We start from the raw sequence: 26,417 nt of genomic DNA, 5'->3' as shown, positions 1-26,417 counted from the left end.
AGGCGCATGTCGGCGATCCGCGGCGAGAAGGTTAGATTCCGCAAGAAAGATATCGTCGCGCTGCACGATCTTCCCTCGGCGCGAACGGAAGATCCGCTGATCGTGCATTGCCCGCCCATGCGCTCTCGCATGCGCCGGACCGCGGGGCTTGCCGGCGGCTGCATCGGCGTTCTGATCTTCATCATCGCGGCCATCATCTTCACCGTGGAAAGCGGCATCTTCGACGAACCCTTGTCGCGGCAGGCGCAATCGGCGCTGAATTCCGCGATCGGGCCGCGCTACCGGGCCGAGGTCGGCTCCACGGTCATTCGCTTCACCTCGAACATGCGGCTGGCGCTGGAGGCGCGCGATGTCAACTTGATCGACGAGAAGAGCGGTCAGCACATGTCGACGACGGGCGCCATGCGCATGGCGCTCGATCCGCTGCAGCTCTTCCGGGGACGGATCGCGATCGCGCAGGTGGAGGCGCAGGATATAGCGCTCGACACCGCGCTTCTGCCCTCGGGCGATCCGGTCAAGCTGGATAATCTCAGGATCGACCAGATCCCGGCTGCGATGGAAACGGCCTTCCAGCAGCTGGATATTCTCGACGGTTTCGTCGATCGTGGCGGCACTAAGTCGATCAAGCTCGAGGGGCTCGACATCAAGCTCGCGGATACCGACAACGGGCCACTCTCCATCGTCGTCAACAGCCTGGTGTTCTCCAGAAATGCGCAGAGCGCGCTGCAGCTGGATGGCGAGGTCGCGATCAACGGCCGCGTCACGACGCTGCATATCGGCACCGAGAAGACCGACGGGCGCACGTCACGGCTGACGGGCGAGCTTGCCGGCGCCGACCTTGCGCCGTTCACCCTCAAGCGCAATGCGATCGGCGAAATCCGCCAGGGCGTTGATAGTCTCGCCGACACGATCATTTCAGCGGAGCGCGGCGGAGAGACGTCCAAGCCTTCGCTTGCCGCTACCTTCAATCTGCAGCCCGGCAATTTCTACATGGACGGAGAGGCGCAGCCGCTGACCGGCGGGCGGGTCAATCTCGCCTATGATTTCACCAAGCAATCGCTGGAGATCGCGCGCTCGCAGCTGCAGTTCGGGCCGACGATCGTGCCCTTCAACGGCGCGCTGATCGACCTCGACAAGATCGACCCTGCCGCCGAAAAGGGTTTTGGCGTCGATCTGCTCGTCAGCGGCGGCACCGCCGCACCCGTCACCTCGGGCGAGCAGCCGCTCCCCTTCGATATCCAGGCGACGGGCCGCTATTTCGTCGGCACGCGCGAATTGCAATTCCCCAACATGGCGGTGTCGAGCCCGGCCGGATCGCTCTACGGTTCGCTGCATGTCCGCTTCGGCGGCAAGTCGCCCGAGATCAGCTTCTCCGGGCAGTCGCAGCAGCTGCAGACCACGGCGGTGAAGCAGCTCTGGCCGTTCTGGATGGCGTCGAAAGGGCGCGAGTGGGTTGAGCGCAATCTTTATGGCGGCGTGGTCACCAATGCGTCGATCGATGTCTTCATTCCCTTCGACCGGCTTGAGGAGGCCATCGGCAAGGGCCTGAAGCTGGACGAGAACCAGATCAAGATCGCCTTCGACATTGCCGGCACCCGCATGAACGTCACCGGCGACATTCCGCCGATCCGCGACACCAGCGCGCATTTCGAGCTGGCTGGTCCGAAGGCGACGATCTCGATCAAGCGCGGCAAGTCGTTCTTCCCGTCGGGGCGCACCGTCGATGTCGGCGAGGGCACCTTCATCCTGCCGTCGACCTATGAAAAGCCGCTGATGGCCGAGCTCAACCTGCCGATCTCGGGGGCGGCCGACGCCATCGGCGAGTTGCTGACCTTCAAGCCCATCCAGGTGCTGCAGCGCGCGGGTTTCGTGCCCGAAGACCTGAAGGGCAATGTGACCGCCTCGGTGCAGGCGCGTATCGGGCTGATCGCCTCGCAGAACCCGCCACCGGTCGAATGGAAAGCGACGCTGCAGCTGCAGGACCTCGACGTCGCCAAGGCGATATCGGGGCGCAAGATCACCAATCTCGACGGCGTGCTGACGGCCGACCCGAAACAGGTGGTTCTCGACGGCAAGGGCGAGATCGACGGCGTGCCGGCGACGGTCAAGCTGGTGGAGCCGACCGACAAGTCCTCCGACATCCAGCCGCAGCAAAGCGTGACGGCGACGCTGAGCAACGATCAGCGCGAGAAGATCCTGCCTGGTCTCTCCGATATCATCGATGGGCCGATCAGTGTCGAGCTCGATCGCATCGACAAGGATCGCCAATCGGTCTCGCTCGATCTCGGCAAGGCGCGGCTCGATCTGCCCTGGATCGGCTGGTCCAAGGGGAGTGGCATCGGCGCCACCGCCGATTTCGAGATTTCCGGTCCCGACGACAATCTGCAGATCAAGAATTTCGTGCTGAAGGGTGACGGATTTGGCGCGACGGGCGCGCTGTCGCTCAGCAAGGGCAATCTGCAGAAGGCCGATTTCGATAGCGTGAAGCTCTCGTCGCTCGACAGTTTCGCGATCTCGCTTCGTCGTTCGAAGGGCGGCATGGATGTCTCGGTCTCCGGCAGCAGCGCCGATGTGCGGCCGGTTCTTGCGCGGATCAAGTCGGGCAGCGGAGACAAGGATGACGGCGGGTCGAAGAACGACGGTGGCATTTCGCTGAAGGCCAAGCTCGATAGCGTCGTCGGCTTCAATGACGAGAAACTGCAGAACGTTCAGTTGACCTACGGCGCGCAGGGCAGCCGCATCCAGTCTCTCAACCTCTCGGGCGTCACCGGCAGCGGCGAGGCCGTTGTGGCGCAGACTCAAGGCAACGGTGTCATCAACATCACCAGCGGCGATGCCGGGGCGGTCTCGCGCTTCGCCGACCTCTACCAGCATATGCGCGGCGGCCTTCTCAACCTTTCGATCCGGCTCGGCGCCGGCGACAATTGGGATGGGTCCATCGACGTCCGCCGGTTCTCGATCGTCAACGAGCAGCGCCTGCACTCGATTGTCTCGACGCCCGTCGGCCAGGAGCAACGCAGCCTGAACGCGGCCGTGAAGCGCGACATCGACACATCGGCGCAGCGCTTCCAGCGCGGCTTCGCCCGTATCTTTTCAAGAAATGGTGTCGTCAGCATCGAGAATGGCGTGGTGCGCGGCGATCAGGTCGGCGCGGTGTTCCAGGGCACGCTGCGTGACGTTCGCGGCAACATGGACATGAACGGCACCTTCATGCCTGCCTACGGCCTGAACCGCCTCTTCGCCGAACTCCCGATCATCGGCATCATCCTAGGCAACGGCACCGACCGCGGCCTGATCGGCATCACCTTCAAGCTCACCGGCAAGCTCGATGCGCCGAACCTGACGATCAACCCGCTCTCGATCATCGCGCCTGGTGTGTTCCGGAATATTTTCGAGTTTCAGTGAGGTGACCGGTTGGCGCCGGTGAATATTCGTAATCGAGGCACATCAGCACAAAAAAAGGCCGGCATCTCGCCGGCCTTCTTGCAATCTTAGCACCTACCGCCCTCAGGCAGCCGGGCGGATCAGGATGTGTTTCTTCTTGCCGAGCGAGAGCTTGATCACGCCGTCGGCGGTCACTTCACCGCCGCCGATGAGCTTGCGCTCGTCGCTGATGGCCTGGTCGTTGATGCGGACCGCGCCGCCCTGGACGTGGCGGCGGGCTTCGCCGTTCGACGCTGCGAGGCCGGCGCGGACGATGAGGGCGAGGAGGCCGATGCCGGCGTCGAGTTCGGCGGCGGGCACGTCGATCGAGGGGAGGTTGTCGGAAAGCGCGCCTTCCTCGAAGGTCTTGCGGGCGGTCTCGGCTGCCTGTTCGGCGGCGGCGCGGCCGTGCAGGATCGCGGTGACCTCGGTCGCCAGGATCTTCTTGACCTCGTTGAGCTCGGAGCCGGCAATTGCCGACAGGCGAGCGATCTCGTCCATCGGCAGCGTCGTGAAGAGCTTCAGGAAGCGCGGAACGTCGGCGTCCTCGGTGTTGCGCCAGTACTGCCAGAAGTCATAGACCGGCAGCAGGTCGGCATTGAGCCATACCGCGCCCGAAGCGGACTTGCCCATCTTGGCGCCCGAGGAGGTGGTCAAGAGCGGCGAGGTCAGTGCATAGAGCTGCTCGGTCCCCATGCGGTGACCGAGGTCAATGCCGTTGATGATGTTGCCCCACTGGTCGGAGCCGCCCATCTGCAGCCGGCATTCGTAGCGCTTGGCGAGTTCGACGAAGTCGTAGGCCTGCAGGATCATGTAGTTGAATTCGAGGAAGGACAGCGAGTGCTCGCGGTCGAGGCGCGTCTTGACGCTGTCGAAGGAGAGCATGCGGTTGACCGAGAAATGACGGCCGACGTCGCGCAGGAATTCGAGGTAGTTCAGCGAGCGCAGCCACTCGGCGTTGTTGATCATGAGCGCCGGATTGCCCGACTTGTCGTAGTCGAGGTAGTTGGCAAAGCAGCTCTTGATCGAGGCGATGTTCTCCTCGATCGTGTCGACCGTCATCAGCTTGCGGGCCTCGTCCTTGAAGGAGGGGTCGCCGACCATGCCGGTGCCGCCGCCCATCAGCGAGATCGGGCGATGACCTGTCTGCTGGAACCAGTGCAGCATCATGATCTGGGTGAGGTGGCCGACATGCAGGCTCGATGCCGTCGGGTCATAGCCGATATAGGCGGTCACGGTTTCCTTGGCGAGCAGGGCGTCGAGGCCGGATTCATCGGAGATCTGATGAATGAAGCCACGCTCTTTCAGCGTGCGGAGGAAATCGGATTTGAACTCGGTCATGACCTTTTGCTTTCGGATCAGGATTTTCGGATTGGCTATTGTTGAAGCAACGCGGCGCGTTTAGCACTGTTTTCTCGCGCAGTCACCATTTGGTTGATTGGCTCCTTTATTTGTAGATTATCGAGGGACAATGGGGAAAATCCTGACAGCGATCGGCCTGATGAGCGGCACCTCGATGGACGGGATCGACGCGGCGCTGCTTGAGACCGACGGCGAAAACGTGATCCGCCGAGGCCCCAGCCTCTATGTGCCCTATGACGACGATCTGCGCGGCCGCTGGAAGCAGGCGCTGCAGACGGCCAAGGCCGTGGTGGAGCGCGGTGACCGACCGGGCGATCTCGCCGACGCAGAGCGGGTGCTGACACTCTGCCATGCGGCCGTGGTCAAATCCTTCCTGGCGCGCCATGGCCTCAAGCCTGAGGATATCGACCTCATCGGCTTTCACGGGCAGACCGTGCTGCACCGGCCGGATGCGGGTGTCACCGTGCAGATCGGCGACGGGCCGCTGCTCGCGTCGGAGACCGGCATCGACGTCGTCTATGACATGCGCGCCAACGACATGGTGCATGGCGGGCAGGGCGCGCCGCTGATCCCTGTTTATCACGCGGCCTTATCGGCCAACCTGCCGGATGGTTTCGCGGCGCCCGTTGTCTTCGTCAATATCGGCGGCATTTCGAACCTCACCTATGTCGGCGCCGACGGCGTGCTTTCGGCTTTCGACAGCGGGCCTGGCAATATGCTGATCGACCAATGGGTCGAGGTGCATACCGGCCGGGCCTACGACCGCAACGGCGAGACGGCGAGCCGTGGCGCGGTGGTGCCCGATCTCGCGCGGCGCTATCTGTCTAGCCCGTTCTTCTCCGGCAATATCAGGCGCTCGCTTGATCGCGGCGATTTTCTCCCGCCGGAGAAAGGCGAGGTGTCGCTGGAGGATGGCGCAAGGACGCTGGCGCATGTGACCGCGGCCTCGATCGTCAAGCTCGCCGATCACCTGCCGCAACCGCCCAGGACATACGTCGTCTGCGGCGGCGGGCGGCTCAATCCTGTCATCATGGGTGAGTTTGCCGACTTGGCTGCGGCAAAGGGTGCCCGGGTCGTCTCGGCGGAGGCGGCTGGCTTCGACGGCGGCGCCATGGAGGCGGAGGCCTGGGCCTATCTGGCGGTACGCTCCGTCAACGGACTGCCGCTGACCTTTCCCGGCACGACAGGCGTTTCGGCGGCTGTGACCGGCGGTGTAATTGCGAGGAAACCATGACCGATCTTGTTATCCTGAAGACACCCAGGCTCGTCTTGTCCATGTGGGGGCAATATGATGTCCATCTGCTGCAATTGCTGCATTCGACGATCGAGACGACCCGCTATCTCTCGGGTGCCGCTCCTTGGAGCGCCGCCAAGGCGCAGGAGCGCTTCATGAGCTTTTTCGCCGAGCAGGCACGCGACGCCGTCACCAAATACAAGGTCACCAGCCTCGACGACGGCCGCTTCATCGGCCGCGCCGGCTTTTCCCGCTATGGCGGAGATCGCGGCGAATTCGAACTCGGCTATTCGCTGCGCCACGAGGAATGGGGCAAGGGCTACGCGACGGAACTGGGGAAGGGGCTGGCGGACTGGTTTTTCGACAAGAGATTCGCTGACCAGTTCATCGCATTCACGCATCCCGACAATGTGGCATCGCAGCGTGTTTTGACGAAAATCGGCATGCAAGGCCGCGTGCCGATGATCATCGATAACATGTCGTGCCCGACGTTCGAGCTGACCGCCGAGATGCGCCAAGCCTAGCAGATCGTTAGCTTAAGTCAGCCGTTGGCGTCGGGCTTGCGAAGCAGGTCCAGCGCCTTGTCGACCTCACCGCGTCCGCGTTCCGACATGGTTTCGAATGTCTGGCGCGCTTCGAAGTCCCGCACCATGCGCGCCGTCATGTCGCTCAGCAGGTCCTCGACGGTCCTGCCGCTCTCAGCCGCAATGTCTGCGACCTTCTTCTCGACGTCCTTGGAAACCTGAAAACTCAGCATCGTCATGAATTTCGCTCTTCGAAAACGACGCTGAGTCTATGGCCGTTGCCGATACAAGCGCTGACGAGCACATTGGTATCGACAACGAGCCGCATCGTCAGCGGATGCGCTTGGCGGCCGGTTCCGGCACCAGCTCGCCATTGAGGCGGCGGTCGAGGTAGTCCTCGCATTCGCCCATCAGCGTTTCCACCTGGCCGTTGAAGAAGTGGTTGGCGCCCGGCACCGTGCGGTGGGTGATGAGGATGCCCTTCTGCGTCTTCAGCTTCTCGACCAGACCGTTGACGTCCTTCTCCGGTGCCACCTTGTCGGCGTCGCCGTTGATGATCAGGCCAGACGACGGGCAGGGGGCGAGGAAGGAGAAGTCGTAGGTGTTCGGCTGCGGCGCGATCGACATGAAGCCTTCGATCTCCGGGCGGCGCATCAGGAGCTGCATGCCGATCCACGAGCCGAAGGAATAGCCGGCAACCCAGCAGGTCTTCGAATCAGGATGGAGGCTCTGCACCCAGTCGAGCGCGGATGCCGCGTCGGAGAGTTCGCCGGCGCCATGGTCGAATTCGCCCTGGCTGCGGCCGATGCCACGGAAGTTGAAGCGCAATGTCGTGAACCCGCGCTTCTGGAACATGTAGAAGAGCTGGTAGACGATCTGGTTGTTCATCGTGCCGCCGAACTGCGGGTGCGGGTGCAGGATGAGGGCAATCGGCGCGCTCTTTTCCTTGGAGGGCTGGTAGCGGCCTTCAAGGCGGCCTGCGGGGCCGTTGAAAATGACTTCGGGCATCGGTACTCCGGCTTTTATTTCTCGCGTTCGCGCTGCGCAGACTTGACGGACGTTGTCAGCTTTTCTAAAACGCAGTTTAGAACAATTCGAAACTTGCATGGCAATCCACGCAGTGTTGGATGTGTCATAAGGCAAGCCCGGCTGACTTTTCAAGGAAAATGCACCGGCTTGCCACGCAAGAACCAAGCGCAGGACGAAAAGATCATGGCGCCGGCCCGGCTCTATCTCGATTGGAACGCGACGGCACCGCTGCATCCTGCGGCGCGCGAGGCGGTTCTGCGGACGCTGGATATGTTCGGCAATCCGAGTTCCGTCCATGGCGAGGGCCGCGCGGTGCGCGCGGCGATCGAAGGTGCCCGCCGTCAGGTGGCGGCCCTCGTTGGCGCCGATCCCGCCCATGTCGTCTTTACCAGCGGCGCCACCGAGGCTGCCAACATGGTGCTGACGCCCGATTTTCGCATGGGCCGCACGCCGATGGCGATCGGACATCTCTATCATTCGGCGATCGAGCATCCGGCGATCCGCGAAGGCGGACGCTTCGGGAAGGATCGTACGACCGAGATCGCGGTGACGGCCGATGGCGTCGTCGATCTCGATCACCTGCAGGGCCTTCTTGATGGTCCCGACAAATCGACCGGCCTGCCGATGGTCGCCGTAATGCTCGTCAACAACGAGACGGGCGTGGTGCAGCCGGTTTCCGAGGTTGCCAAGATCGTGCAGGCGCACGGCGGTCTGCTCGTGGTCGATGCCGTGCAGGCGGCGGGCCGGATCGCGCTCGATATCAATGCGCTCGGCGCCGATTTCATCATCGTTTCCTCGCACAAGATCGGTGGTCCTAAGGGCGCCGGCGCGCTGGTATCGCGCGGCGAAGTGCTGATGCCTAGGGCGCTTATCCATGGTGGCGGCCAGGAGAAGGGTCACCGCTCGGGGACCGAGAATTCGCTTGCCGTCATCGGTTTCGGCGCGGCTGCCGAGGTTGCTGTCCGGGAGTTCGACGAGCGCAATGCCCGCATCGCCGCTTTGCGGGAGCAGCTGGAAGATGGAATGCGCAACGCCGCGCCCGATGTCGTGATCTACGGCGCGGATCAACAGCGCGTCTCCAACACCACCTTCTTCACCCTGCCGGGGCTGAAGGCCGAGACCGGGCAGATCGCCTTCGATCTCGAGGGCGTGGCGCTGTCTGCGGGGGCCGCCTGCTCGTCCGGCAAGGTCGGCGAGAGCCACGTTCTGGTGGCGATGGGTCGCGATCCCAAGCTCGGCGCGCTCAGGATGTCGCTCGGTTTTTCGACGACGGACGAGGATATCGCCAAGGCCGTCGCGACATTCACGAAGATAGCCGCGCGGCGCAAGCCGGCGGGCGAGGCGGCGTGATTGCCTGACAAAGCGTCACGACCGCCTGATAAATTTGCGAAAACGCAAATTTCCACTTGCCATTCGGGCTGAAAAGTCCCCTTTGGCCACTTACATAAGGGGCAACAAAAATTGCCCGAACGACAAGCTGCCGGACCTTTTCTCCGGCGAGATTGGAGAACGATATGCCCGCCGTCCAGGAAACGGTCGATCGCGTCCGCGAGATTGACGTCGATCAGTACAAATACGGTTTCGAGACGATCATCGAGATGGACAAGGCACCCAAGGGCCTGTCCGAGGATATCATCCGTTTCATCTCTGCCAAGAAGCAGGAGCCGGAATGGATGCTCGAATGGCGTCTGGAAGCCTACAAGCGCTGGCTGACGCTGGAAGAGCCGAGCTGGGCTCGCGTCGATTATCCGAAGATCGATTTCAACGACATTCACTACTACGCCGCGCCGAAGTCGACGCCCGGCCCGAAGTCGCTGGACGAGGTCGATCCGGAGATTCTCAAGGTCTATGAGAAGCTCGGTATTCCGCTGAAGGAACAGGAGATTCTGGCTGGCGTCGAACGGCCGAAGATCGCCGTCGACGCCGTCTTCGACAGCGTTTCCGTCGTCACCACCTTCAAGGAAGAGCTGAAGAAGGCCGGCGTGATCTTCATGTCGATCTCGGAAGCGATCCGCGAGCACCCGGAATTGGTGAAGAAGTATCTCGGCTCGGTCGTTCCGACCTCCGACAACTATTATGCGACGCTGAACTCGGCTGTCTTCACCGATGGTTCCTTCGTGTTCATTCCGAAGGGCGTTCGCTGCCCGATGGAACTGTCCACCTACTTCCGCATCAACGAGAAGAACACCGGCCAGTTCGAGCGCACGCTGATCATCGCCGAAGAGGGCGCCTACGTCTCTTATCTCGAAGGCTGCACCGCGCCGCAGCGCGATGAAAATCAGCTGCATGCGGCCGTCGTCGAACTCGTTGCTCTCGATGATGCCGAGATCAAGTATTCGACGGTCCAGAACTGGTATCCCGGCGATGCCCAGGGCAAGGGCGGCATCTACAACTTCGTGACCAAGCGCGGCGATTGCCGCGGCGCGCGTTCGAAGATCTCGTGGACGCAGGTCGAAACCGGCTCGGCGATCACCTGGAAGTACCCGTCCTGCATCCTGCGCGGCGATGATTCCCGGGGCGAGTTCTACTCGATCGCCGTGTCCAACGGCCATCAGCAGATCGATTCGGGCACCAAGATGATCCATCTCGGCAAGAACACGTCGAGCCGCATCGTGTCGAAGGGTATCGCCGCCGGCGTGTCGCAGAACACCTATCGCGGCCAGGTCTCGGCCCACCGCAAGGCATCGAACGCCCGCAACTTCACGCAGTGCGATTCGCTTCTGATCGGCGACAAGTGCGGCGCCCACACGGTGCCCTACATCGAGGCGAAGAACTCGACCGCGCAGTTCGAACACGAGGCCACCACCTCGAAGATCTCCGAGGACCAGAAGTTCTACTGCCTGCAGCGCGGCATTCCGGAGGAAGAGGCGATCGCCCTGATCGTCAACGGCTTCGTCAAGGAGGTCCTGCAGGAACTGCCGATGGAATTCGCCGTCGAAGCGCAGAAGCTGATCAGCATCTCGCTTGAGGGCTCTGTGGGCTGACGCCGAACCAATTGTACGAGTGGGCGCGCAGAACGCGTCCCTTTTCGAACGCTTTTCTATGGGACTATAACCATGCTTGAAATCAAGAACCTGCACGCCCGCATCGCCGAAGACGGCACCGAGATCATCAAGGGGCTGAACCTCACCGTGAAGGCCGGCGAAGTGGCTGCCATCATGGGGCCGAACGGCTCCGGCAAGTCGACGCTGTCCTACATCCTGTCCGGCCGCGACGATTATGAAGTCACCGAGGGGGAGATTCTCTATAACGGCGAGAGCATTCTCGAACTCGATCCGGCAGAGCGCGCCTCCAAGGGCATTTTCCTGGCCTTCCAGTATCCTGTCGAAATCCCCGGCGTCGCCACCATGCAGTTCCTGAAGGTCGCGATGAACGAGCAGCGCAAGGCGCGTGGCGAGGAAGAGCTGAAGACGCCTGATTTCATGCGTCTGGTGAAGGATGCGGCCGCCAAGCTGCAGATCAACACCGATATGCTGAAGCGTCCGCTCAACGTCGGCTTTTCCGGCGGCGAGAAGAAGCGCGCCGAGATCCTGCAGATGGCGCTGCTTGAGCCGCAGCTTTGCATCCTCGACGAAACCGACAGCGGTCTCGACATCGATGCGCTGAAGATCGTCGCCGACGGCGTCAACGCGCTGCGCTCTCCCGATCGCGCCACCATCGTGATTACCCACTACCAGCGCCTGCTCGACTACATCGTGCCGGACACCGTTCACGTTCTCTACAAGGGCCAGATCATCAAGAGCGGCGACAAGACGCTGGCGCATGATCTGGAAGCCAACGGTTATGCCGACATCATCGGAGCGGCGGCCTGATCTAGGCGGAAAGGAACTGGTCGCATGAACATGCAGACGACGACCCGCCTGACCGCCGCGGAAGCGGCGCTGATCGAGGCGTTCAACAACCAGATCGGCGAACTGCCGGGCGACGGCGCCGTGATCGCCATTCGCGACCGGCTGCTCGACGACCTGAAGACATCGGGCCTGCCGACGCGCCGCGTCGAGGCCTGGCACTACACGGATCTGAAGACGCTGCTGCGCGCCGTACCCGCACAGGCAGGCGACGCCGGCTCCGACGCCCGCGATCCGCTGGTCGAGGGTTCGGCTGTGCTTCCCGTCATCCAGGGGCGTCCTGATCACAAGGCACGCGCCGGCGATCTGGTTCTCTCCAGCTATGCCGAGCAGCTGTCGAACGGTTCGGCCGCCGACGGCCTCGGCGCGCTCGACAAGGACGACGCGGTCGGCCGGATCAACGGCAGCTTCGTGCGTGATGGTTACGTGATCGACGTGCCGGCTGAAACCGTGCTTGAAGAGCCGCTGGAAATCCAGTTCGTGCATGCCGGCGGCCAGACGCATACGCGCCTTCCTGTCAGCATCGGCTCGGCCGTCAAGGCGACCGTGATCGAACGTCACCTGTCGGTGGCATCGGATGCGGCGCTGGTCTCGCATGTCAGCGACGTCACCGTCGGCGAAGGCAGCGAGGTGACTTGGATCATCGTGCAGCAGCAGGGCGCCGACGACACGCATCTCGGCCAGATCCGTATCGATCTCGGCGCAGACGCCAAGCTGAAGCTGTTCGTCATCAATGCCGGCGGCCAGCTGGTGCGCCAGGAGCTGCACATCAAGGTGACGGGCGAGGGCGCCGATCTGACGCTGCGCGGGATCAACCTGCTCGGCGCCGAGACGCATACCGACGTGACCATGGTGCTTGGCCACAACGTGCCGCATACCGGCTCGACCGAAATCATCCGCAACGTCGTGTTCGACCGCGCCAAGGGCGTGTTCCAGGGCATGATCCGGGTGGCACCGGACGCGCAGAAGACCGACGCGAAGATGGCGTGCAACACGCTGCTGATGTCCGACGACGCCGAATTCTCGGTGAAGCCGGAGCTGGAAATCTTCGCCGACGACGTGCAGTGCGGCCATGGCGCCACGGTTGCCGATATCGACCACAACCATCTCTATTATCTGATGGCCCGTGGTATCCCGGAGAACAAGGCGCGCGCCATGCTGGTCAACGCCTTCGTTGCCGAGATCGTCGAGGAACTGGAAGACGAAGCCCTGGTCGAGGCGCTGGAAGGCGTGATCTCGGCCTGGCTCGAAAAGCACGCCTGATCGGACGAGATGATGGACAAGATAGTGCCCGCAACCGCCTATGACGTCGAAGCCATTCGCAAGGATTTTCCGATCCTTGCGAAGGAAGTGTACGGCAAGCCGCTGGTCTATCTCGACAACGGCGCCTCGGCCCAGAAGCCGCAGGTGGTGATCGATGCGATCAGCCATGCCTATTCCAACGAATACGCCAATGTGCACCGCGGCCTGCACTTCCTGTCCAACGCCGCCACTGAAGCCTATGAAGCCGCGCGCGAAAAGGTGCGCCGCTTCCTGAACGCGCCTTCGGTGGACGACATCGTCTTCACCAAGTCCTCGACCGAGGCGATCAACACGGTCGCCTATGGCTGGGGCATGCCCAATATCGGCGAGGGCGACGAGATCGTCATCTCGATCATGGAACACCACTCCAACATCGTGCCCTGGCACTTCATCCGCGAGCGGCAGGGCGCCAAGCTGGTCTGGGTTCCCGTCGACGACGAGGGCGCCTTCCACATCGAGGCGTTCGCAAAGAGCCTCACTGAGCGCACCAAGCTCGTCGCCATCACGCATATGTCGAATGCGCTCGGCACAGTCGTTCCGGTGAAGGAGATCTGCCGGATCGCGCATGAGCGCGGCATTCCTGTGCTCGTCGATGGTTCTCAGGGCGCCGTACATATGCCTGTCGATGTCCAGGATATCGATTGCGACTGGTACGTGATGACCGGCCACAAGCTCTACGGTCCCTCGGGGATCGGCGTGCTCTACGGCAAGAAGGATCGCCTGAAGGCGATGCGGCCGTTCCAGGGCGGCGGCGAGATGATCTTCGAGGTCACCGAGGATGCCGTCACCTACAACGACCCGCCGCACCGCTTCGAGGCCGGCACGCCGCCGATCGTGCAGGCGATCGGGCTTGGCTATGCGCTCGACTACATGGACAAGGTCGGCCGCGAGGCGATTGCCAGGCACGAGGCTGATCTTGCGGCCTATGCCACCGAGCGGCTCCGCGACATCAATTCGCTGCGCGTCATCGGCAATGCGCCGGGCAAGGGCGGAATCTTCTCCTTCGAGATCGAGGGGCTGCATGCCCATGACGTCTCGACCGTGATCGACCGGCGCGGCGTTGCTGTTCGGGCGGGAACGCATTGCGCGATGCCGCTCTTGAAACGCTTCGGCGTCACCTCCACATGCCGTGCATCCTTCGGCATGTATAATACCCGCGCCGAGGTGGATGCCTTGGCCGACGCGCTTGAGTATGCGCGCAAGTTTTTTGCATAAGGAGTGGTCCACATGAGCTTGGACGACAGCGAACAGAAGATCGACGTGCGCGAAGGCATCGTGCATTCCAGCATTCCCGAAGATGAACTGGCGCGCCTCAGCGACGACGTCATCATGGCGCTGAAGACGGTCTACGACCCCGAAATTCCCGCCGACATCTTCGAACTCGGGCTGATCTACAAGATCGACATCGAGGACGACCGCATGGTCAAGATCATGATGACGCTGACAGCTCCCGGCTGCCCCGTTGCCGGCGAGATGCCCGGCTGGGTCGAAAACGCCGTCGGTTCCGTCGAGGGCGTCTCGGGCGTAGAGGTGGCGATGACCTTCGACCCGCCGTGGACGCCGGATCGGATGTCGGAAGAGGCGCAGGTGGCGGTCGGCTGGTATTGATCGGCCGTTTCGACTAGCATGATGCTGGTTGAAAAGGAGCTTTGCCAATGGGCAGCCGTGAAATCGTTAGCGTGGAGCTCACGCCTGAAATGTCTGACGCAGTAAATGCTGCCGTCAGGTCGGGGCAATTCGGCTCGGCTGGCGATGTGCTTCTTGCTGCGCTTGACCAATGGCAGTCTGGCCAACTGATTTACGGCTACACCCCTGACGAAATCGACCGTTTGATTGATGAAGGCTTGGAAAGCGGCGAACCTGTTGATGGCGACGAATCCTTTGTGCGCTTGCGCAGTCGGTTTATTCAAGAATTCGGGGAAAAGGCGTAATGGCCTATCGCCTTCATCCGAGGGCGGAAGACGATATTTACGATATCATGGTCCATATCGGCGGGGATAATCCGGCCGCCGCCTTGAAGTGGCAGGCGGATCTCTATGAGACATTTGCGATGCTGGGGGATTTTCCGGGCACGGGCGTCTTAAGGACGACTTTGAAACGGAAACTGCGGCTCTTTCCCAAGGGGAATTACCTGATTTTCTACCAGATTGCAGCGCGGCATGTGGTGATACTTCGCGTCATCCATGCCGCCCGCGATTGGCCCAAGCAGGTGCGGTGAGATCGCCCGGCATTGAGTCTCAGGCCGCCGATCTGCCGTCGGGCATGACGGGCGCAAGGCCGATGCCGAGCGCCTTCATCACCTTCATGATGGTGGCGAATTCTGGGTTGCCCTGGCCGCTCAGCGCCTTGTAGAGCGCCGCGCGGCTCATACCGATCTCGCGTGCGAGTTCGCTCATGTTGCGAGCCCTGGCGACGACGCCCAGGCTTCTCGCGATGAAGGCGGGATCCTGGGTTTCGAAGGCGGCGACGACGAATTCCTCGATCGCTTCGTCGCTGTCGAGAAACTCGGCCGCATCGAAGGGCTGGGTTTCGATTGTCATCGTGCGTCCTTCCATTCCCGTGCGAGGCGTTTCGCCTCGATGATATCGCGGGCTTGCGTCGACTTTTCGCCACCGCAGAGCAGTACGATCAGCGTCGAGCCATGCATCGTGACGTAGATCCGATAGCCCGGACCGTAGTCGACACGCAATTCGCTGACGCCTTCACCGATCGCCTTGATGTCACCGAGGTGCCCGGTTTCGACCCGTAGGAGGCGAGATGCGATCCGTGCGACGGCGCGGCGATCTTTCAGCCGTGACAGCCATTTGGCGAATATCGCCGTTCGCATCACTGTTAGCATGAAAAATGTATCCTGTAGAGTACATCCGTCGATGAAAAAGCACTTGAAGACAATGATCTCGGCATTCGATATTGAAGCATTGATCATCGCCGCTTAAATTGACAAGAACAAGCACCGGACCTTGACCCCGGTTGCGGAAGGAGAATGGGCCTATGGGCTTTGCAGTCATGAGCATGACCGACACCGCCGCGGCGCGGGTGAAGGCGATCGTTGAGAATTCGGGACCGGAGGCGAAGGGGATTCGCGTCGGGATCAAGAAGGGCGGCTGCGCGGGGATGGAATACACCATCGACCTCGTCACCGAACCCAACGCCAAGGACGACCTGATCGAGCGCGATGGCGCCAGCGTGTGGATCGAGCCCTCGGCGGTTCTCTATCTGCTCGGCACCGAGATGGGCTTCGAGCAGACAACGCTGCGCTCCGGCTTTACCTTCACCAATCCGAACCAGACGTCCGCTTGCGGCTGTGGCGAATCGGTCGAGCTGAAGCCCGCCGATCTGGCTGCTCTTGCCGCGCGCGGCGATGCCGTGGTGCCGGCGCGGTAAACAGGGCGAAGGCGGTCGCTCATTGCCGCCATTCAATCTCTGCCGGTATTTTATATCGGCTTTGTGTCACGGGCATTTTGTCTTGAGCATTTCGTCACAGGCCGCCGGTTCCGGCGGCTTTTTTCGTTGCGTTGCGCGCCAGAGCGTTTAAGACCGCGATATGCTTCTGCTGTTTCTCAAGGGCGCCGTGCTGGGTGTCATCATCACCGCGCCGCTTGGACCGATCGGCATGCTGTGCATCAACCGCACGCTGGAGCGCGGCTTTCTCGCGGGCTTCTCCTGTGGCTTCGGCACCGCGATCGGGGACGCCAGCTATGCGCTCGTGGCGGTGACTGGCATTGCCGTCTTCGCAGAAACCATGTCGATGGCGACCTTGCCATTGGCGATCGGCGGCGGATTGCTGCTCTTGTTTCTCGGGTGGCGCGGGTTGACGCATGATCCGGTCGAGGCAGCCGAGATCAGAGCAGGCGGGCTCTTCGCCACCACCGTCGCGACCTTTCTGCTGACCATTTCCAATCCGGCGACGATCCTCTCTTTCGGTACGCTGTTTGCCGGTTTCGGCCTGCTCGACGAGACGAGGCGCTTCAGTTCAGTTGCGATTGTTGGTGGCGTCTTTGCCGGTTCGCTCGCTTGGTGGTTTTGCTTAAGCGGCGCCGTCAGTCTGGCGCGTGATCGGTTGTCGGAGGATTTTACGTCCAAGGTGATGCGGGCGACGAGCTGGCTGCTGATTGTGTTCGGTATCGTGGCGCTCGGTTCGGCGGCATATACGTTGCTTGGGTGATCATGCTACGCGGCATGCCTCTACCCCCGGCGGGCATTACCCCCGGTTGATACGGCATCTGATCGGACGGGGCGCCAAAAGCTGCCTCGTAAATAGTTTAGTTTTATTGACACCTTCCGGCGCCCCGTTCGGCGGTCTGCAGTCGTGTCCTAGTTCCTTTACCGGGTGGTCGGCATCTTTTCAGAGATATGCTCGCGGGATTGTTCTTGTTCTTGAGGCTTTCGCTCCCCGGGCATCCCGAAGGGCCGTCTTGATCGACGCCGGGAGGGCCTCCGCGGACCTGTCGCCCGCGGCACCCCGGCGCCGTTCCGCAGAACCCTTTCGGGCTCCACGGTCGGCCAGTCGCCGTCCCTTATGTGCATAGGCGCGTGGTATCGGCGAACCGACCTATGCACCCGCACACCAGCTCTACTGGCGGGACCATTCCGCGACGCCCCTCGTTTCACCCTGCGTCAGGGGCTTCCCGAAAGCGCCGGCCCCGCGTCGCCGGTAACGCAACCGGTGTATCCGAAGACGGGACGGGGGTGAGTGTGGCGCAGGCGGAATGCGCGGGGATGAAAAGACGGTTAGGTCACTGATTTTATTAGGGGCATGCCGATTTTCATCATCATCATGCCCGTTCTTGCAGCGCTGGAGGGCCGGCTATACCGATCCAGGGTAATGGTGCACGCGATGCGGGAGATATTCCATTCGTTCCCGATAGTATTGAAATATATTGTCATACTAATCGCATCGAAATACAGATGGAGATGAGCAGTATTGCTTGTTTTCCTCCCTGTTCAGCTTCGTTGCAGAGAGCTTTTCTGTGGTTTCTTGCAGGTGAATCCGGTTATTAGAAATTAGTTCAATGTTAACTGCGCAAAACGGATATCCGTGATCGATATTTCGCTCATTGGAGGCCGAATTGTTTTCGATCCGTAATGTTTTGATTGCCGTCGTTCTTGTGATTTCAGCCGGGCTGACCGCTCTGGTGACCAGCAAGCTTCTTTCTTCGCACGCCACATATTCGAATAACGGGCAGGTTGCTGCCAATGCGCAGCTTGACAAGGCGTTGTTCCAGGCGCTGCTGGCATTTCGCAGCGAGCGCGGCGATAGTGCGACCGCGCTTACACTTTCGGCGGCAGACGCTGCAGGCAGCATGGATAGCGTGCGCAAGCAGCGGGCGATCGTCGATGCGGCGCTTAGCGAGGTCAAGGACATCTCGGCCGGCCTCAGCACGGACACATTGAAAACGGTGCTCGCCGATCTTGATGCCGGTTACGCCTCTTTGGTTTCTCTGCGTTCTTCTGTCGATGCCGAGCTGGCCAAGCCCGTCGACCAGCGCGATGCATCGCTTGCGCCACGCGTCCTTTCCTTCGGCAGCGATTTTCTCGCCAAGCTGGAGACGACGTCGGCTGCCACCGAAGCCGAAATCCGCACGCTCGACAATTCGCTGATGGATCTGGTGCAGCTGCGCTACTTCGCATGGTCGGCGCGCGCTGCCGGCGGTTCGGCCACGGTTGCGGTCAACGGCGCGATCTCGGGCAACCGGGCGCTGACCGCGAAGGAAGCCTCCGAGCTTGTCGCCGGCGACGTGCGCATCGCTTTCGCGTGGGCATCGACCAAGATTCTCGCCAATCACCCCTCCGTTCCCGAGGCGATCAAGAGCGCGGTCGCGACCGCGGACACGACATACTTCTCCGGACCGTTCGCCGACAAGCGCGCCGGTATCCTTGCCGATCTGACGCACGATCGTCCTTCGACGATGGGCATCGACCAGTGGCGCACGGAAGCAACGAAAGCACTCGGCACGATCGGCGACGTCGCTTCGCTGGCGATGGACGCGCTGGCCGCGAAGGCCGAGGCGACGCGCCAGGCAGCATTCGACACGCTCGTCTTCTACAGCCTTATGCTGGTCGCCACGATTGCGGTAACGATCGCCGCCTTCGTCATCGTCGTCTTCCGTGTCGTCCGTCCGATCGGACGGTTGACGACCGCGATGAGCGTGCTTTCCGACGGCCACACCAATATTCTGGTGCCTTATGCCGAGCGCGGCGACGAGATCGGCAACATGGCTCGCTCGGTCGAAGTGTTTCGTCTTGCCGCTATCCGCAACAATGAGCTGGAAGCCGAAGCCGAGATCAATCGCCAGCAGTCGGAGCGCGAGCGCGTCGAAGTGCAGCGCCGCGCAGAGGAAGAAGCCGAAATCCGCCTCACCCAGGCAACCGGCGCGCTTGCCTCGGGTCTCAAGCTGCTGGCTGCAGGCGACATGACCTGCGAGCTCAACACGGCGTTCGCGCCGCAGTTCGAAGCGCTTCGCCACGACTTCAACACCTCGGTGATCCAGCTTCGCCAGGCGCTTGTCGGCGTGGGCAGCGCGGTCGATATGGTCCGCAACGGCAGCAGCGAAATCTCCGGCGCGTCCGACGATCTCGCCAAGCGCACCGAACAGCAGGCGGCCTCGCTGGAGGAAACGGCTGCCGCGCTCGAGGAGATCACCTCGAACGTTGTTGCCACCTCCAAGCGGACCGGCGAGGCGCGTGACGCGGTGCGCGAGACCCGCAGCCGCGCCGAACACTCCGGCTCGGTCGTGCGCAATGCCGTCGAAGCCATGCGCCGGATCGAAGATTCCGCGCAGCAGATCAGCAAGATCATCGGCGTGATCGACGAGATCGCCTTCCAGACCAACCTTCTGGCGCTGAATGCCGGCGTCGAGGCGGCACGCGCCGGTGAAGCCGGCAAGGGTTTTGCCGTGGTTGCCCAGGAAGTGCGCGAACTGGCGCAACGCTCGGCCAATGCGGCCAAGGAGATCAAGGGCCTGATCGGCAACTCCGCCGTCGCCGTCTCCGAGGGCGTGCGCCTGGTCAACGAAACAGGCGAGGGTCTGACGGCGATCGAGCAGCTGGTGCAGCACGTCAACGCGCATATGGATGCGATCGCGACGGCCGCACAGGAGCAGTCCGTCGGCCTCGGTGAGGTCAACACCGCCGTCAACCACATGGACCAGGCAACGCAGAAGAACGCCGCGATGGTCGAGGAGATGAATGCGGCGGGCGCTGGCCTGGCGCAGGAAAGCACCAACCTCAGCGCGCTGATCGGCGCCTTCCAGCTCGGCGGCCGCACCGCGCAGCTGCGCGATGTCGCCCGCCGCATGCAGGAACCAGCCGCCCCGGCACGGGCAGCTGCTCCTGCCCCGACGCGGGCACCGCGCGCGGCTGCACCTGTCTATGCCAGCCATGGCAACGCGGCTGTTGCCAACAAGGATTGGGAAGAGTTTTGAGAAACAGCTTCTCAGGTTGAATGAGCGGGCGCCCGGACCTTTGGTTCGGGCGTTTTGCGTTTCCTTGATCCCACTCAATGAAGGGATCGACCATTTCGACCATAGTGCGCCGTCGCATGCCGGCAAGGCGACGGGTGAAGGTTGCCGGTTGGAACAATGCCGTGGCGCTGAAGACGATCGCATCCATCTTCGACGATCTCGATCCCGGTGACGCGCTTGCCGAAGTGCTCTTTGGGCTGATCATGGCGCTGACCTGGACCGTCGGGTCGCGGTTGGTGATGCGCGAGGAGGGGCTGGATGTTCGGGGGCTGGTCATCTCCACGCTCGGATGCAATGTCGCCTGGGGCATTATCGACGCGGTCTTGCGCATTTTGGGGACGACGTTTTTCAGGAGCAGGCGGTTGCATCTGTTTCGGCAGATCAGGAGCGCGCGCGATGAGAAAACGGCACTCGCTGTCATTCGCAATGAGTTTCCGACGGAGGGGACGGCGCTTGCCGTTGATCATGCCGACGCGGAGGCGCTTTACCGGTCGCTGCTGGCGCTTGCCGCGAAATCAGAGCCATCGAGGGTTTCATTGACGGGTAGCGATCTGCGTGCGGCGGTGGCTGTATTTTTTCTGGTCGCGGCCACGGCCATTCCGGCGGTGATCCCGTTCTTTCTGATCGACAATGCCGAGCGCGCGCTGAGGGTGAGCAATCTGCTGTTGATCGGGCTTCTGTTCTTTACCGGCTATGCCTGGGCGCGCTTTTCCGGCGGGCGGCCGCTTTATGCGGGGGTGACCATGACGTGCCTTGGACTTGTGATGGTCGCATTGCCGTGGCGCTGGGCGGCTGACAGTGGGAGAAAGTGTTGTGGCTTCGGAAATCGAGATAGGCGAGCTTTTCGGGCTTGAGGAGATCGTGGCGATCTATCCGTTGTTTCGACAGGTCAGTACGCTGGATGAGGCGTCGTTTCGAGCTCGGCTTTCGGCAATGTGTGCGCAGGGCAACTATCGATGCATCGCGGCCTATTTGGACGGTCGGATGGTTGGTGTCTCAGGCTTCTGGACCGGCACGCAGCTTTGGTGCGGCAAATATGTCGAGGCCGACCACGTCGTGGTCGATGCCGATGTTCGCGGCATGGGGATCGGCGCGCGACTGATGGCCTGGATCGAAGCGGAGGGCGAACGTGAGGGATGCGCGCTGTTTCGGATCGCGGCGGTTCTTACTAATTTGAACGCTAGGCGATTCTATGAGCGCAACGGCTTCTTCGATGACGGGATCCTGATGGCGAAGGCGCTGAGCCACGGCGCCGCCGCCTTTCCTGAGTACGTCGCCCAACGCGACCACGATTGACGCTTGCGGCGTGAGCGGGAGAGCGGTCTAGCCGATCTCCTCCGGGATAAAACCGCCGGTCTGGCGCTTCCAGAGGCGGGCGAAAAGGCCGTCGCTCTCGGCCAGTTCCGTCGGGCTGCCTTGTTCGACGATGCGGCCCTGATCGAGCACGACGATACGGTCCATCATGGCGATGGTGGAGAGGCGGTGGGCGATGGCGATGACGGTCTTGCCGCGCATGACGAGATCGAGCTTTTCCTGGATGGCGGCTTCGGATTGGCTGTCGAGCGCCGAGGTCGCTTCGTCGAGGACGAGGATCGGCGCGTCCTTCAATAAGACGCGGGCGATTGCCACCCGCTGGCGCTGGCCGCCGGAGAGCTTGATGCCGCGGTCGCCGACATAGGCGTCGTAGCCTTTGCGGCCGTCGGCATCCCTTAGATCGGCGATGAAGGCTTCGGCGCTCGCCGTTTCCGCCGCCTCCTCGATCTCGGCGCGTGCGGCATCCGGCCGGCCGTAGCGGATGTTGTCGCCGACCGAGCGGTGCAGCATCGCCACGTCCTGCGCGATGACGCCGATGTTGCGGCGCAGGCTTGCCTGGGTGATGTCGCGGATGTCCTGGCCGTCGATGCGGATGGCGCCCGAGCCAATGTCGTAGAAGCGCAGGAGGAGGCTGACCAGCGTCGTCTTGCCGGCGCCGGAAAGGCCGACGAGGCCGACTTTCTCGCCAGGGTGGACGGTGAGCTGGAGGTTTTCGATCACTGACTTGCCGGTCTTGTAGGCGAAACTCACGTCGTCGAAGCGGATCTCGCCTCGGGTTATGTCGAGATCGACCGCACCTTCGCGGTCGGTGATGGTGGGTGGGGTCGTCATAACGGGCATGGCGTCCTTGATCGTGCCGATCGCCTGGAATATCTGCTGGCCCATCTGCAGGAAGGTGAAGGTGTGGCCGGAAAGGCGATGAAGCACATAGATGGCGCCGACGAACTCGCCGATGGTCAGGAACTGATGCACGAGGCCGGTGAAGCCGATCGAGACCATCGCCAGCCAGAGCAGCATGTTCAGCGCCACGACGATGAGCTCGGAGGTGCGGTAGATGCGCTGTTCGCTGTGCTGGGTGCTGACTGACTTGCCGATGACGCGGCGGATGGCGCCGGCCTCGCTGTCTTCGGCGGCGAACTGCTTGATCATCTGCATGTTTGTGTAGAGATCGGTGATGGCGCCGGCGACGAGGCTGCGCTGCTTGGCGGTGCTACGCGAGCGCTCGGTGAAGACGGGCGCCATCTTCACCGCCAGAGCGACGTTGAGCGCCATCCAGATGGCGGCGGGCAGCGCGAGCTGCCAGGAGAGAGCGCTCAGCAACACCACCGAGCCGACCATCTGCAGCAGGAAACGCGGGATCGACTGGAAGGCGGCGATGATCTGCTGCTGCACGGCAGACGACACCTGCTGCAGCCGTGAGGCGACCTGGCCGGCATAGAGATCGTGGAAGAAGGCGAGGTCCTGCCGCTCCACTGCCTTATGCCCCTGCCACTGGATGGCGGCGGGCATGCCCACGCCGAGCGTGTGCGAGGTCAGCGTGTTGACGAGAAAAGAGGCGATCGGCATGGCCGGGAAGATCAACAGGCCGAGGAAGGTCAGGAACGGCCATTCCTCATGGAGAAAGGGTGTCGCGCCCTTTTGCGTGACGCCGTCGACGATGACGGAGAGGCCCCAGACCATGGTGAGGTTCATCGCCTCGATGGCCATGGATGAGAGCGCCAGCGCGATGAGCACGCCTCGGAACATGGCGATGAAATGCAGGAGGACGGCGACCGGTCCCTTCGACGGCAGTGGCTGGTAGGGGATGTCGAGCGGCCGGATCAGGCGCTCGAAGGGGCGGTAGATCGCATCTGAAATCGACATCGGCTCTCGGGTCTGTTGGGGGATGACGGGCTCACTCGAACAGTCCCGGTGGTTGACATGTCTTCAGTTGGTGACTAGCGGCGACGCACGAGGAGTTCGTAGGCGGCAAAGGCGAGCGACATCAGCGCGAAGAGGCCGAATGCCAGCGGATAATTGACCGGTGCGTTGGGGTCGAAGAACTTCGGTACGCCGATGACGGCGACGGCGGATATCAGGGCGGAAAGCGCTGTTTCCTGGGCGATCATGCTGACAACAGGCGACATGCAGTGCTCCCTCGGCGTTATGAACGGCGGCGTGAACATGCTGATAGAGGGAAGATTAGAGCAATCTCAGCGGGTATCAAGCATTTGCGGCGTGGCACTTGGCGCGCGGTACGTGCATGTTTTTGCCGTGGAGGCTGGCGGCGCTGGCGGCGGCTTGGTAGGCCTTCTATCTGCAATCTGCTCCGCCACATGTCTCAATTCGCCCGAGGATAATCTGCCATGGCCATCCAGACGTCTCATTCCAAATCGACCGAGGAGGTCATCAAGATACCGGCGATCGGGCTGGAGCTCGACGTGCGGGTCGATCCGTCCACGACGGATGGAGAGTTCTGTTTCATCGACACGGTCAACGCCCCGGGCTTCGGGCCGCCGCGCCATCGGCACAAGGAGACCGAAGTCTTCCGGGTGATGGAGGGGCGGTATCTGTTCGAGGTGGATGGCGTGCAGTTTTACGCCGAGGAGGGCGATGTCGTGACCGTGCCGGGCGGGGCGGCGCATGCCTTCATCAATGTCACCGATCGGCCGGCGCGGCAGTATATCCTGATCGCGCCCGGGCTCGATGCGCGGGCCTTCTTCCTCGGGCTTGCCGATGTCATGCGCGACGGGCGGCCGGATACGGCGGCGCTCAACGTTTTCGCCAAGACGTGGGATGTGGAGTTTCTCGGGCCGCCGCTTACGGTGCCTTCGCAGGCTTAGATGCCTGGGCGATTGACTTGCACCGGCTGCATGGGAATAAATGGATGTGGCGCACCAATGGTATGCCTACCCTGTTTGTCCTCCCGCGGTTGAGAAAATACCCATGAACTCACGCAAGATCGTTCTCGTGCAGGGCGCCTGGGGTTCGAGCGCAAGCTGGACGCCTGTCGCACAGCGTCTTCGGGCGATCGGTCATCAGGTCTTCGTCCCCAGCCTGACGGGGATCGGTGAGCGCAGGCATCTGTTTAATGGTGCGATCAATCTCGATACGCATATCGCCGATGTCTGCGGGATGATCGAGGCCGAGGGGCTGGATGGTTTCGATCTGGTCGGCCACTCCTCGGGCGGCATGGTGATCACGGATGTCGCCGATCGATACGCCGCTCGCATCCGCAGCCTCGTCTATCTCGACGCCTTCGTTCCAGAGGATGGCCAGTCCGTCTTCGACCTCTCGGGGCCTGATATCGTGCTGTCGACGCTGACTGCTGCCGGGGAGAATGGCGGCTACGCCGTGCCGCCGCCTGTTCGGTCATACAGCCGCATTCCGGATGATCTGAAACACTATACGACGATGCGATCCGCCCAGCCCCTTGCGACCATGGTCCAGAAGATAAGGCTCACCGGCGCGCACCGTTCGATCGCGCGCAAACTCTATGTCGCGGCAGGAATCGATCAGTCGGCGGCCTTCGCCGCGACCTATGCGCGGATCAAGAGCGATCCGGCATGGGAAACGACACAGGTGGAGAGCGGCCACATGATGCAGCTGGAAATGCCAGATGAAATCTGCCGGATCATCGACGGATTTATTTGCTGACGAGAGACTGCGCTGACGAGAAATTGGCGCTGGCGAGTGCCGAGCCCTCTACGGCTTGATGTCGATGCCGGCTTCGATGGCGGCGGCGATGAAGGCCTTGCGGGCGTCCTCGTTGCTGCGCTTGCCCTTGATGACGTCGGCGCAGACGAGAAGCGCCTTGTCGAGCGCGGGTCCGTCTTCCGTCGGCCAGTCCTCGATCATCGCCCAGGAAGCAGCCTGGGTTGTGTCGATCGTCACATACTGGCCGGGTTCTTCGAGTGCCAGCATGACGGGCTTAGGCCAGGGCTGCTGGGTGAGATCGCCGTCGGATTTTGCCATTGACTGGTCGCCTGTTGTCTGTTGCCGCGTGGCGGCCTGCTTAAAGCGGCGGGCGGGTGTGGGCAAGCGGAAAGAAGCGGGATGTCAGCCATTGGCCGATGATGGCGGGTTCGTCGTCGTGGAGATGGTGGCCGGTGGGTGATGAATGGCTGGTGACGTCGGCGCCGGCCGCCTGGAACTGTTCGGTGACGCGGATAGCGTCCTCGGGCGCGCGGCGGTCGTCGCGGTCGCCGGAGAGGATGAGGATGGGCTTGGCTGGCATCGGCGGGAGGATCGCGTCGGGATCGGGTGAGAGCGGGCGGATGAGGATGGCGGCGGCCGTGATGTCGGGATCGTGGATCATCAGGGAGGCGGCGATGATTGCGCCGTTGGAGAAGCCGAGGAGGATCGGTGGGCGAGCGATCAGGCCGGTCTCAATGGCGGCTTGGATGAAGGTGTGCAGGCGCTCTGTCTGGAGGGCGAGGTCGTTTTGGTCGAGCGTGCGGTCGGGGTTGCGGTGGAAGAAGGCGTAGCCGCTCTCCCAGGGGATCGGGCCGCGCAGCGACAGGTATGGCCAGCCGGTGGCGGCGGTCTCTGCTAGCGGCAGAAGTTCGGTTTCGTCGCGGCTGCTGCCGTGCAGGAGCAGAAGCGGTGGGCGGGTGTCGGTGAGTGGCGTCGCGCGGTAGTGGAAGCCTTGGAAGTGGGGCATCGGGGTGTTGGCTTCCTGTTGGTTGTCCATCGTCGACTGTTGGTCGCTGTTTGCTGGTCGATTCTCGGCCTGTCCATCACCTCGGCGTCTTCCTCGGGCTTGTCCTGAGGATCTAAGCACGGTGCCCGGAATGCAACGGTGCGGATGAATTGGCGTGGGTGCCAGCGGGTGGCTTTGTCCATAACCGTAGCGGGTTTGGTGGGCGTCTGCAGATCCTCGGGACAAGCCCGAGGATGACGATTGAGAGAGGATTGTGACGCCAGATCAATAGGTTGG

26 protein-coding genes and 1 pseudogene are annotated in these 26,417 nt (G+C 62.3%); 18 read left to right on the top strand and 9 right to left on the bottom strand.

Annotated features, from left to right (window positions below; genetic code table 11):
* The first annotated feature begins 6 nt into the window (after nt 1-6).
* The gene (locus tag QTL96_RS02050; protein WP_289726501.1) at nt 7-3,405 is read left to right on the top strand and encodes an AsmA-like C-terminal region-containing protein; all 3,399 of its coding nucleotides are present in this window, start codon (nt 7-9) and stop codon (nt 3,403-3,405) included.
* A 102-nt stretch (nt 3,406-3,507) separates the two neighbouring features.
* On the opposite strand, the gene tyrS is transcribed toward QTL96_RS02050, so the two are convergent.
* Nucleotides 3,508-4,764 carry a tyrosine--tRNA ligase gene (tyrS, locus tag QTL96_RS02045; protein ID WP_289726500.1) on the bottom strand — a complete coding sequence of 419 codons (1,257 nt, stop codon included), beginning with the start codon at nt 4,762-4,764 and terminating at the stop codon, nt 3,508-3,510.
* Between the two features lie 130 nt (nt 4,765-4,894).
* On the opposite strand from tyrS, the gene QTL96_RS02040 reads away from it, so the two are divergent.
* Both QTL96_RS02040 and QTL96_RS02035 read left to right on the top strand, forming a co-directional pair.
* Nucleotides 4,895-6,019 carry an anhydro-N-acetylmuramic acid kinase gene (locus QTL96_RS02040; protein WP_289726499.1) on the top strand — a complete coding sequence of 375 codons (1,125 nt, stop codon included), beginning with the start codon at nt 4,895-4,897 and terminating at the stop codon, nt 6,017-6,019.
* The gene (locus QTL96_RS02035) at nt 6,016-6,543 is read left to right on the top strand and encodes a GNAT family N-acetyltransferase (RefSeq protein ID WP_289726498.1); all 528 of its coding nucleotides are present in this window, start codon (nt 6,016-6,018) and stop codon (nt 6,541-6,543) included. Before QTL96_RS02040 ends, QTL96_RS02035 begins: the two co-directional genes overlap by 4 nt.
* Before the next feature lie 17 nt (nt 6,544-6,560).
* Here QTL96_RS02035 and QTL96_RS02030 read toward each other — a convergent pair whose 3' ends face one another.
* Nucleotides 6,561-6,782 carry a hypothetical protein gene (locus tag QTL96_RS02030; protein WP_289726497.1) on the bottom strand — a complete coding sequence of 74 codons (222 nt, stop codon included), beginning with the start codon at nt 6,780-6,782 and terminating at the stop codon, nt 6,561-6,563.
* Between the two features lie 91 nt (nt 6,783-6,873).
* A complete protein-coding gene (locus QTL96_RS02025; protein ID WP_018902229.1) occupies nt 6,874-7,551 on the bottom strand; it encodes an alpha/beta hydrolase in 678 nt (225 codons plus the stop codon).
* Between the two features lie 204 nt (nt 7,552-7,755).
* On the opposite strand from QTL96_RS02025, the gene QTL96_RS02020 reads away from it, so the two are divergent.
* The 8 genes from QTL96_RS02020 to QTL96_RS01985 all read left to right on the top strand — a co-directional run bounded on the left by QTL96_RS02020 (nt 7,756) and on the right by QTL96_RS01985 (nt 14,940).
* Complete coding sequence (locus QTL96_RS02020) at nt 7,756-8,922, top strand: cysteine desulfurase family protein (RefSeq protein WP_289727152.1); 1,167 nt, start codon at nt 7,756-7,758, stop codon at nt 8,920-8,922.
* A gap of 164 nt (nt 8,923-9,086) precedes the next feature.
* Nucleotides 9,087-10,556 (top strand): Fe-S cluster assembly protein SufB, encoded by a 1,470-nt coding sequence (gene sufB, locus QTL96_RS02015; RefSeq protein WP_289726496.1) that lies wholly within the window; start codon nt 9,087-9,089, stop codon nt 10,554-10,556.
* Nucleotides 10,557-10,628: 72 nt separating this feature from the next.
* Nucleotides 10,629-11,384: a Fe-S cluster assembly ATPase SufC gene (sufC, locus tag QTL96_RS02010; protein WP_113011318.1), complete on the top strand. Its 756-nt coding sequence runs from the start codon at nt 10,629-10,631 to the stop codon at nt 11,382-11,384.
* A gap of 24 nt (nt 11,385-11,408) precedes the next feature.
* Nucleotides 11,409-12,683, top strand: coding sequence for a Fe-S cluster assembly protein SufD (gene sufD, locus QTL96_RS02005; protein ID WP_289726495.1), 1,275 nt, complete (start codon nt 11,409-11,411; stop codon nt 12,681-12,683).
* Nucleotides 12,684-12,695: 12 nt separating this feature from the next.
* Nucleotides 12,696-13,937: a cysteine desulfurase gene (locus QTL96_RS02000; protein ID WP_289726494.1), complete on the top strand. Its 1,242-nt coding sequence runs from the start codon at nt 12,696-12,698 to the stop codon at nt 13,935-13,937.
* 12 nt (nt 13,938-13,949) lie between these two features.
* Nucleotides 13,950-14,330 carry an SUF system Fe-S cluster assembly protein gene (locus tag QTL96_RS01995; RefSeq protein WP_018902236.1) on the top strand — a complete coding sequence of 127 codons (381 nt, stop codon included), beginning with the start codon at nt 13,950-13,952 and terminating at the stop codon, nt 14,328-14,330.
* Nucleotides 14,331-14,377: 47 nt separating this feature from the next.
* Nucleotides 14,378-14,653 (top strand): type II toxin-antitoxin system ParD family antitoxin, encoded by a 276-nt coding sequence (locus QTL96_RS01990; RefSeq protein WP_289726493.1) that lies wholly within the window; start codon nt 14,378-14,380, stop codon nt 14,651-14,653.
* Entirely contained in the window at nt 14,653-14,940 is a 288-nt protein-coding gene (locus QTL96_RS01985) for a type II toxin-antitoxin system RelE/ParE family toxin (protein ID WP_289726492.1), read from the top strand. Before QTL96_RS01990 ends, QTL96_RS01985 begins: the two co-directional genes overlap by 1 nt.
* A gap of 19 nt (nt 14,941-14,959) precedes the next feature.
* On the opposite strand, the gene QTL96_RS01980 is transcribed toward QTL96_RS01985, so the two are convergent.
* Complete coding sequence (locus QTL96_RS01980; protein ID WP_289726491.1) at nt 14,960-15,262, bottom strand: addiction module antidote protein; 303 nt, start codon at nt 15,260-15,262, stop codon at nt 14,960-14,962.
* Entirely contained in the window at nt 15,259-15,561 is a 303-nt protein-coding gene (locus QTL96_RS01975; RefSeq protein ID WP_289726490.1) for a type II toxin-antitoxin system RelE/ParE family toxin, read from the bottom strand. The genes QTL96_RS01980 and QTL96_RS01975 overlap by 4 nt, the downstream gene beginning before the upstream one ends.
* Nucleotides 15,562-15,713: 152 nt before the next feature.
* Here QTL96_RS01975 and sufA point away from each other — a divergent pair, with 152 nt between their 5' ends.
* From sufA to QTL96_RS01950, 5 genes and pseudogenes are all read left to right on the top strand, one after another.
* Nucleotides 15,714-16,106 carry a Fe-S cluster assembly scaffold SufA gene (gene sufA, locus QTL96_RS01970; protein WP_113011327.1) on the top strand — a complete coding sequence of 131 codons (393 nt, stop codon included), beginning with the start codon at nt 15,714-15,716 and terminating at the stop codon, nt 16,104-16,106.
* Nucleotides 16,107-16,266: 160 nt separating this feature from the next.
* Nucleotides 16,267-16,887, top strand: a complete 621-nt coding sequence (locus tag QTL96_RS01965; RefSeq protein WP_113200012.1) for a LysE family transporter — start codon at nt 16,267-16,269, stop codon at nt 16,885-16,887.
* A gap of 904 nt (nt 16,888-17,791) precedes the next feature.
* Entirely contained in the window at nt 17,792-20,146 is a 2,355-nt protein-coding gene (locus tag QTL96_RS01960) for a methyl-accepting chemotaxis protein (RefSeq protein WP_289726489.1), read from the top strand.
* A gap of 134 nt (nt 20,147-20,280) precedes the next feature.
* A pseudogene (locus QTL96_RS01955) lies at nt 20,281-20,981 on the top strand (VIT1/CCC1 transporter family protein).
* A 17-nt stretch (nt 20,982-20,998) separates the two neighbouring features.
* Nucleotides 20,999-21,481, top strand: a complete 483-nt coding sequence (locus QTL96_RS01950; RefSeq protein ID WP_289726488.1) for a GNAT family N-acetyltransferase — start codon at nt 20,999-21,001, stop codon at nt 21,479-21,481.
* Nucleotides 21,482-21,508: 27 nt separating this feature from the next.
* Here the strand turns inward: QTL96_RS01950 and QTL96_RS01945 are convergent, their stop codons facing one another.
* A complete protein-coding gene (locus QTL96_RS01945) occupies nt 21,509-23,362 on the bottom strand; it encodes an ABC transporter ATP-binding protein (protein ID WP_289726487.1) in 1,854 nt (617 codons plus the stop codon).
* 74 nt (nt 23,363-23,436) lie between these two features.
* Nucleotides 23,437-23,625, bottom strand: a complete 189-nt coding sequence (locus tag QTL96_RS01940; protein ID WP_289726486.1) for a hypothetical protein — start codon at nt 23,623-23,625, stop codon at nt 23,437-23,439.
* A gap of 219 nt (nt 23,626-23,844) precedes the next feature.
* Between QTL96_RS01940 and QTL96_RS01935 the strand changes: the two genes are divergently transcribed.
* Together QTL96_RS01935 and QTL96_RS01930 are read left to right on the top strand one after the other, a co-directional pair.
* Entirely contained in the window at nt 23,845-24,321 is a 477-nt protein-coding gene (locus tag QTL96_RS01935; protein WP_289726485.1) for a cupin domain-containing protein, read from the top strand.
* A gap of 103 nt (nt 24,322-24,424) precedes the next feature.
* A complete protein-coding gene (locus QTL96_RS01930) occupies nt 24,425-25,135 on the top strand; it encodes an alpha/beta hydrolase (protein ID WP_289726484.1) in 711 nt (236 codons plus the stop codon).
* A gap of 48 nt (nt 25,136-25,183) precedes the next feature.
* On the opposite strand, the gene QTL96_RS01925 is transcribed toward QTL96_RS01930, so the two are convergent.
* Both QTL96_RS01925 and QTL96_RS01920 read right to left on the bottom strand, forming a co-directional pair.
* A complete protein-coding gene (locus tag QTL96_RS01925) occupies nt 25,184-25,453 on the bottom strand; it encodes a DUF982 domain-containing protein (RefSeq protein WP_289726483.1) in 270 nt (89 codons plus the stop codon).
* Nucleotides 25,454-25,493: 40 nt separating this feature from the next.
* On the bottom strand, nt 25,494-26,141 hold the full coding sequence (locus QTL96_RS01920) for an esterase (RefSeq protein ID WP_289726482.1): 648 nt from the start codon (nt 26,139-26,141) through the stop codon (nt 25,494-25,496).
* Nucleotides 26,142-26,417 lie beyond the last annotated feature (276 nt).

Origin of the sequence: Rhizobium sp. S163, assembly GCF_030380805.1 — a bacterium.
Lineage (GTDB): Bacteria > Pseudomonadota > Alphaproteobacteria > Rhizobiales > Rhizobiaceae > Rhizobium.
This window is presented reverse-complemented; position numbering and strand designations above follow the sequence as displayed.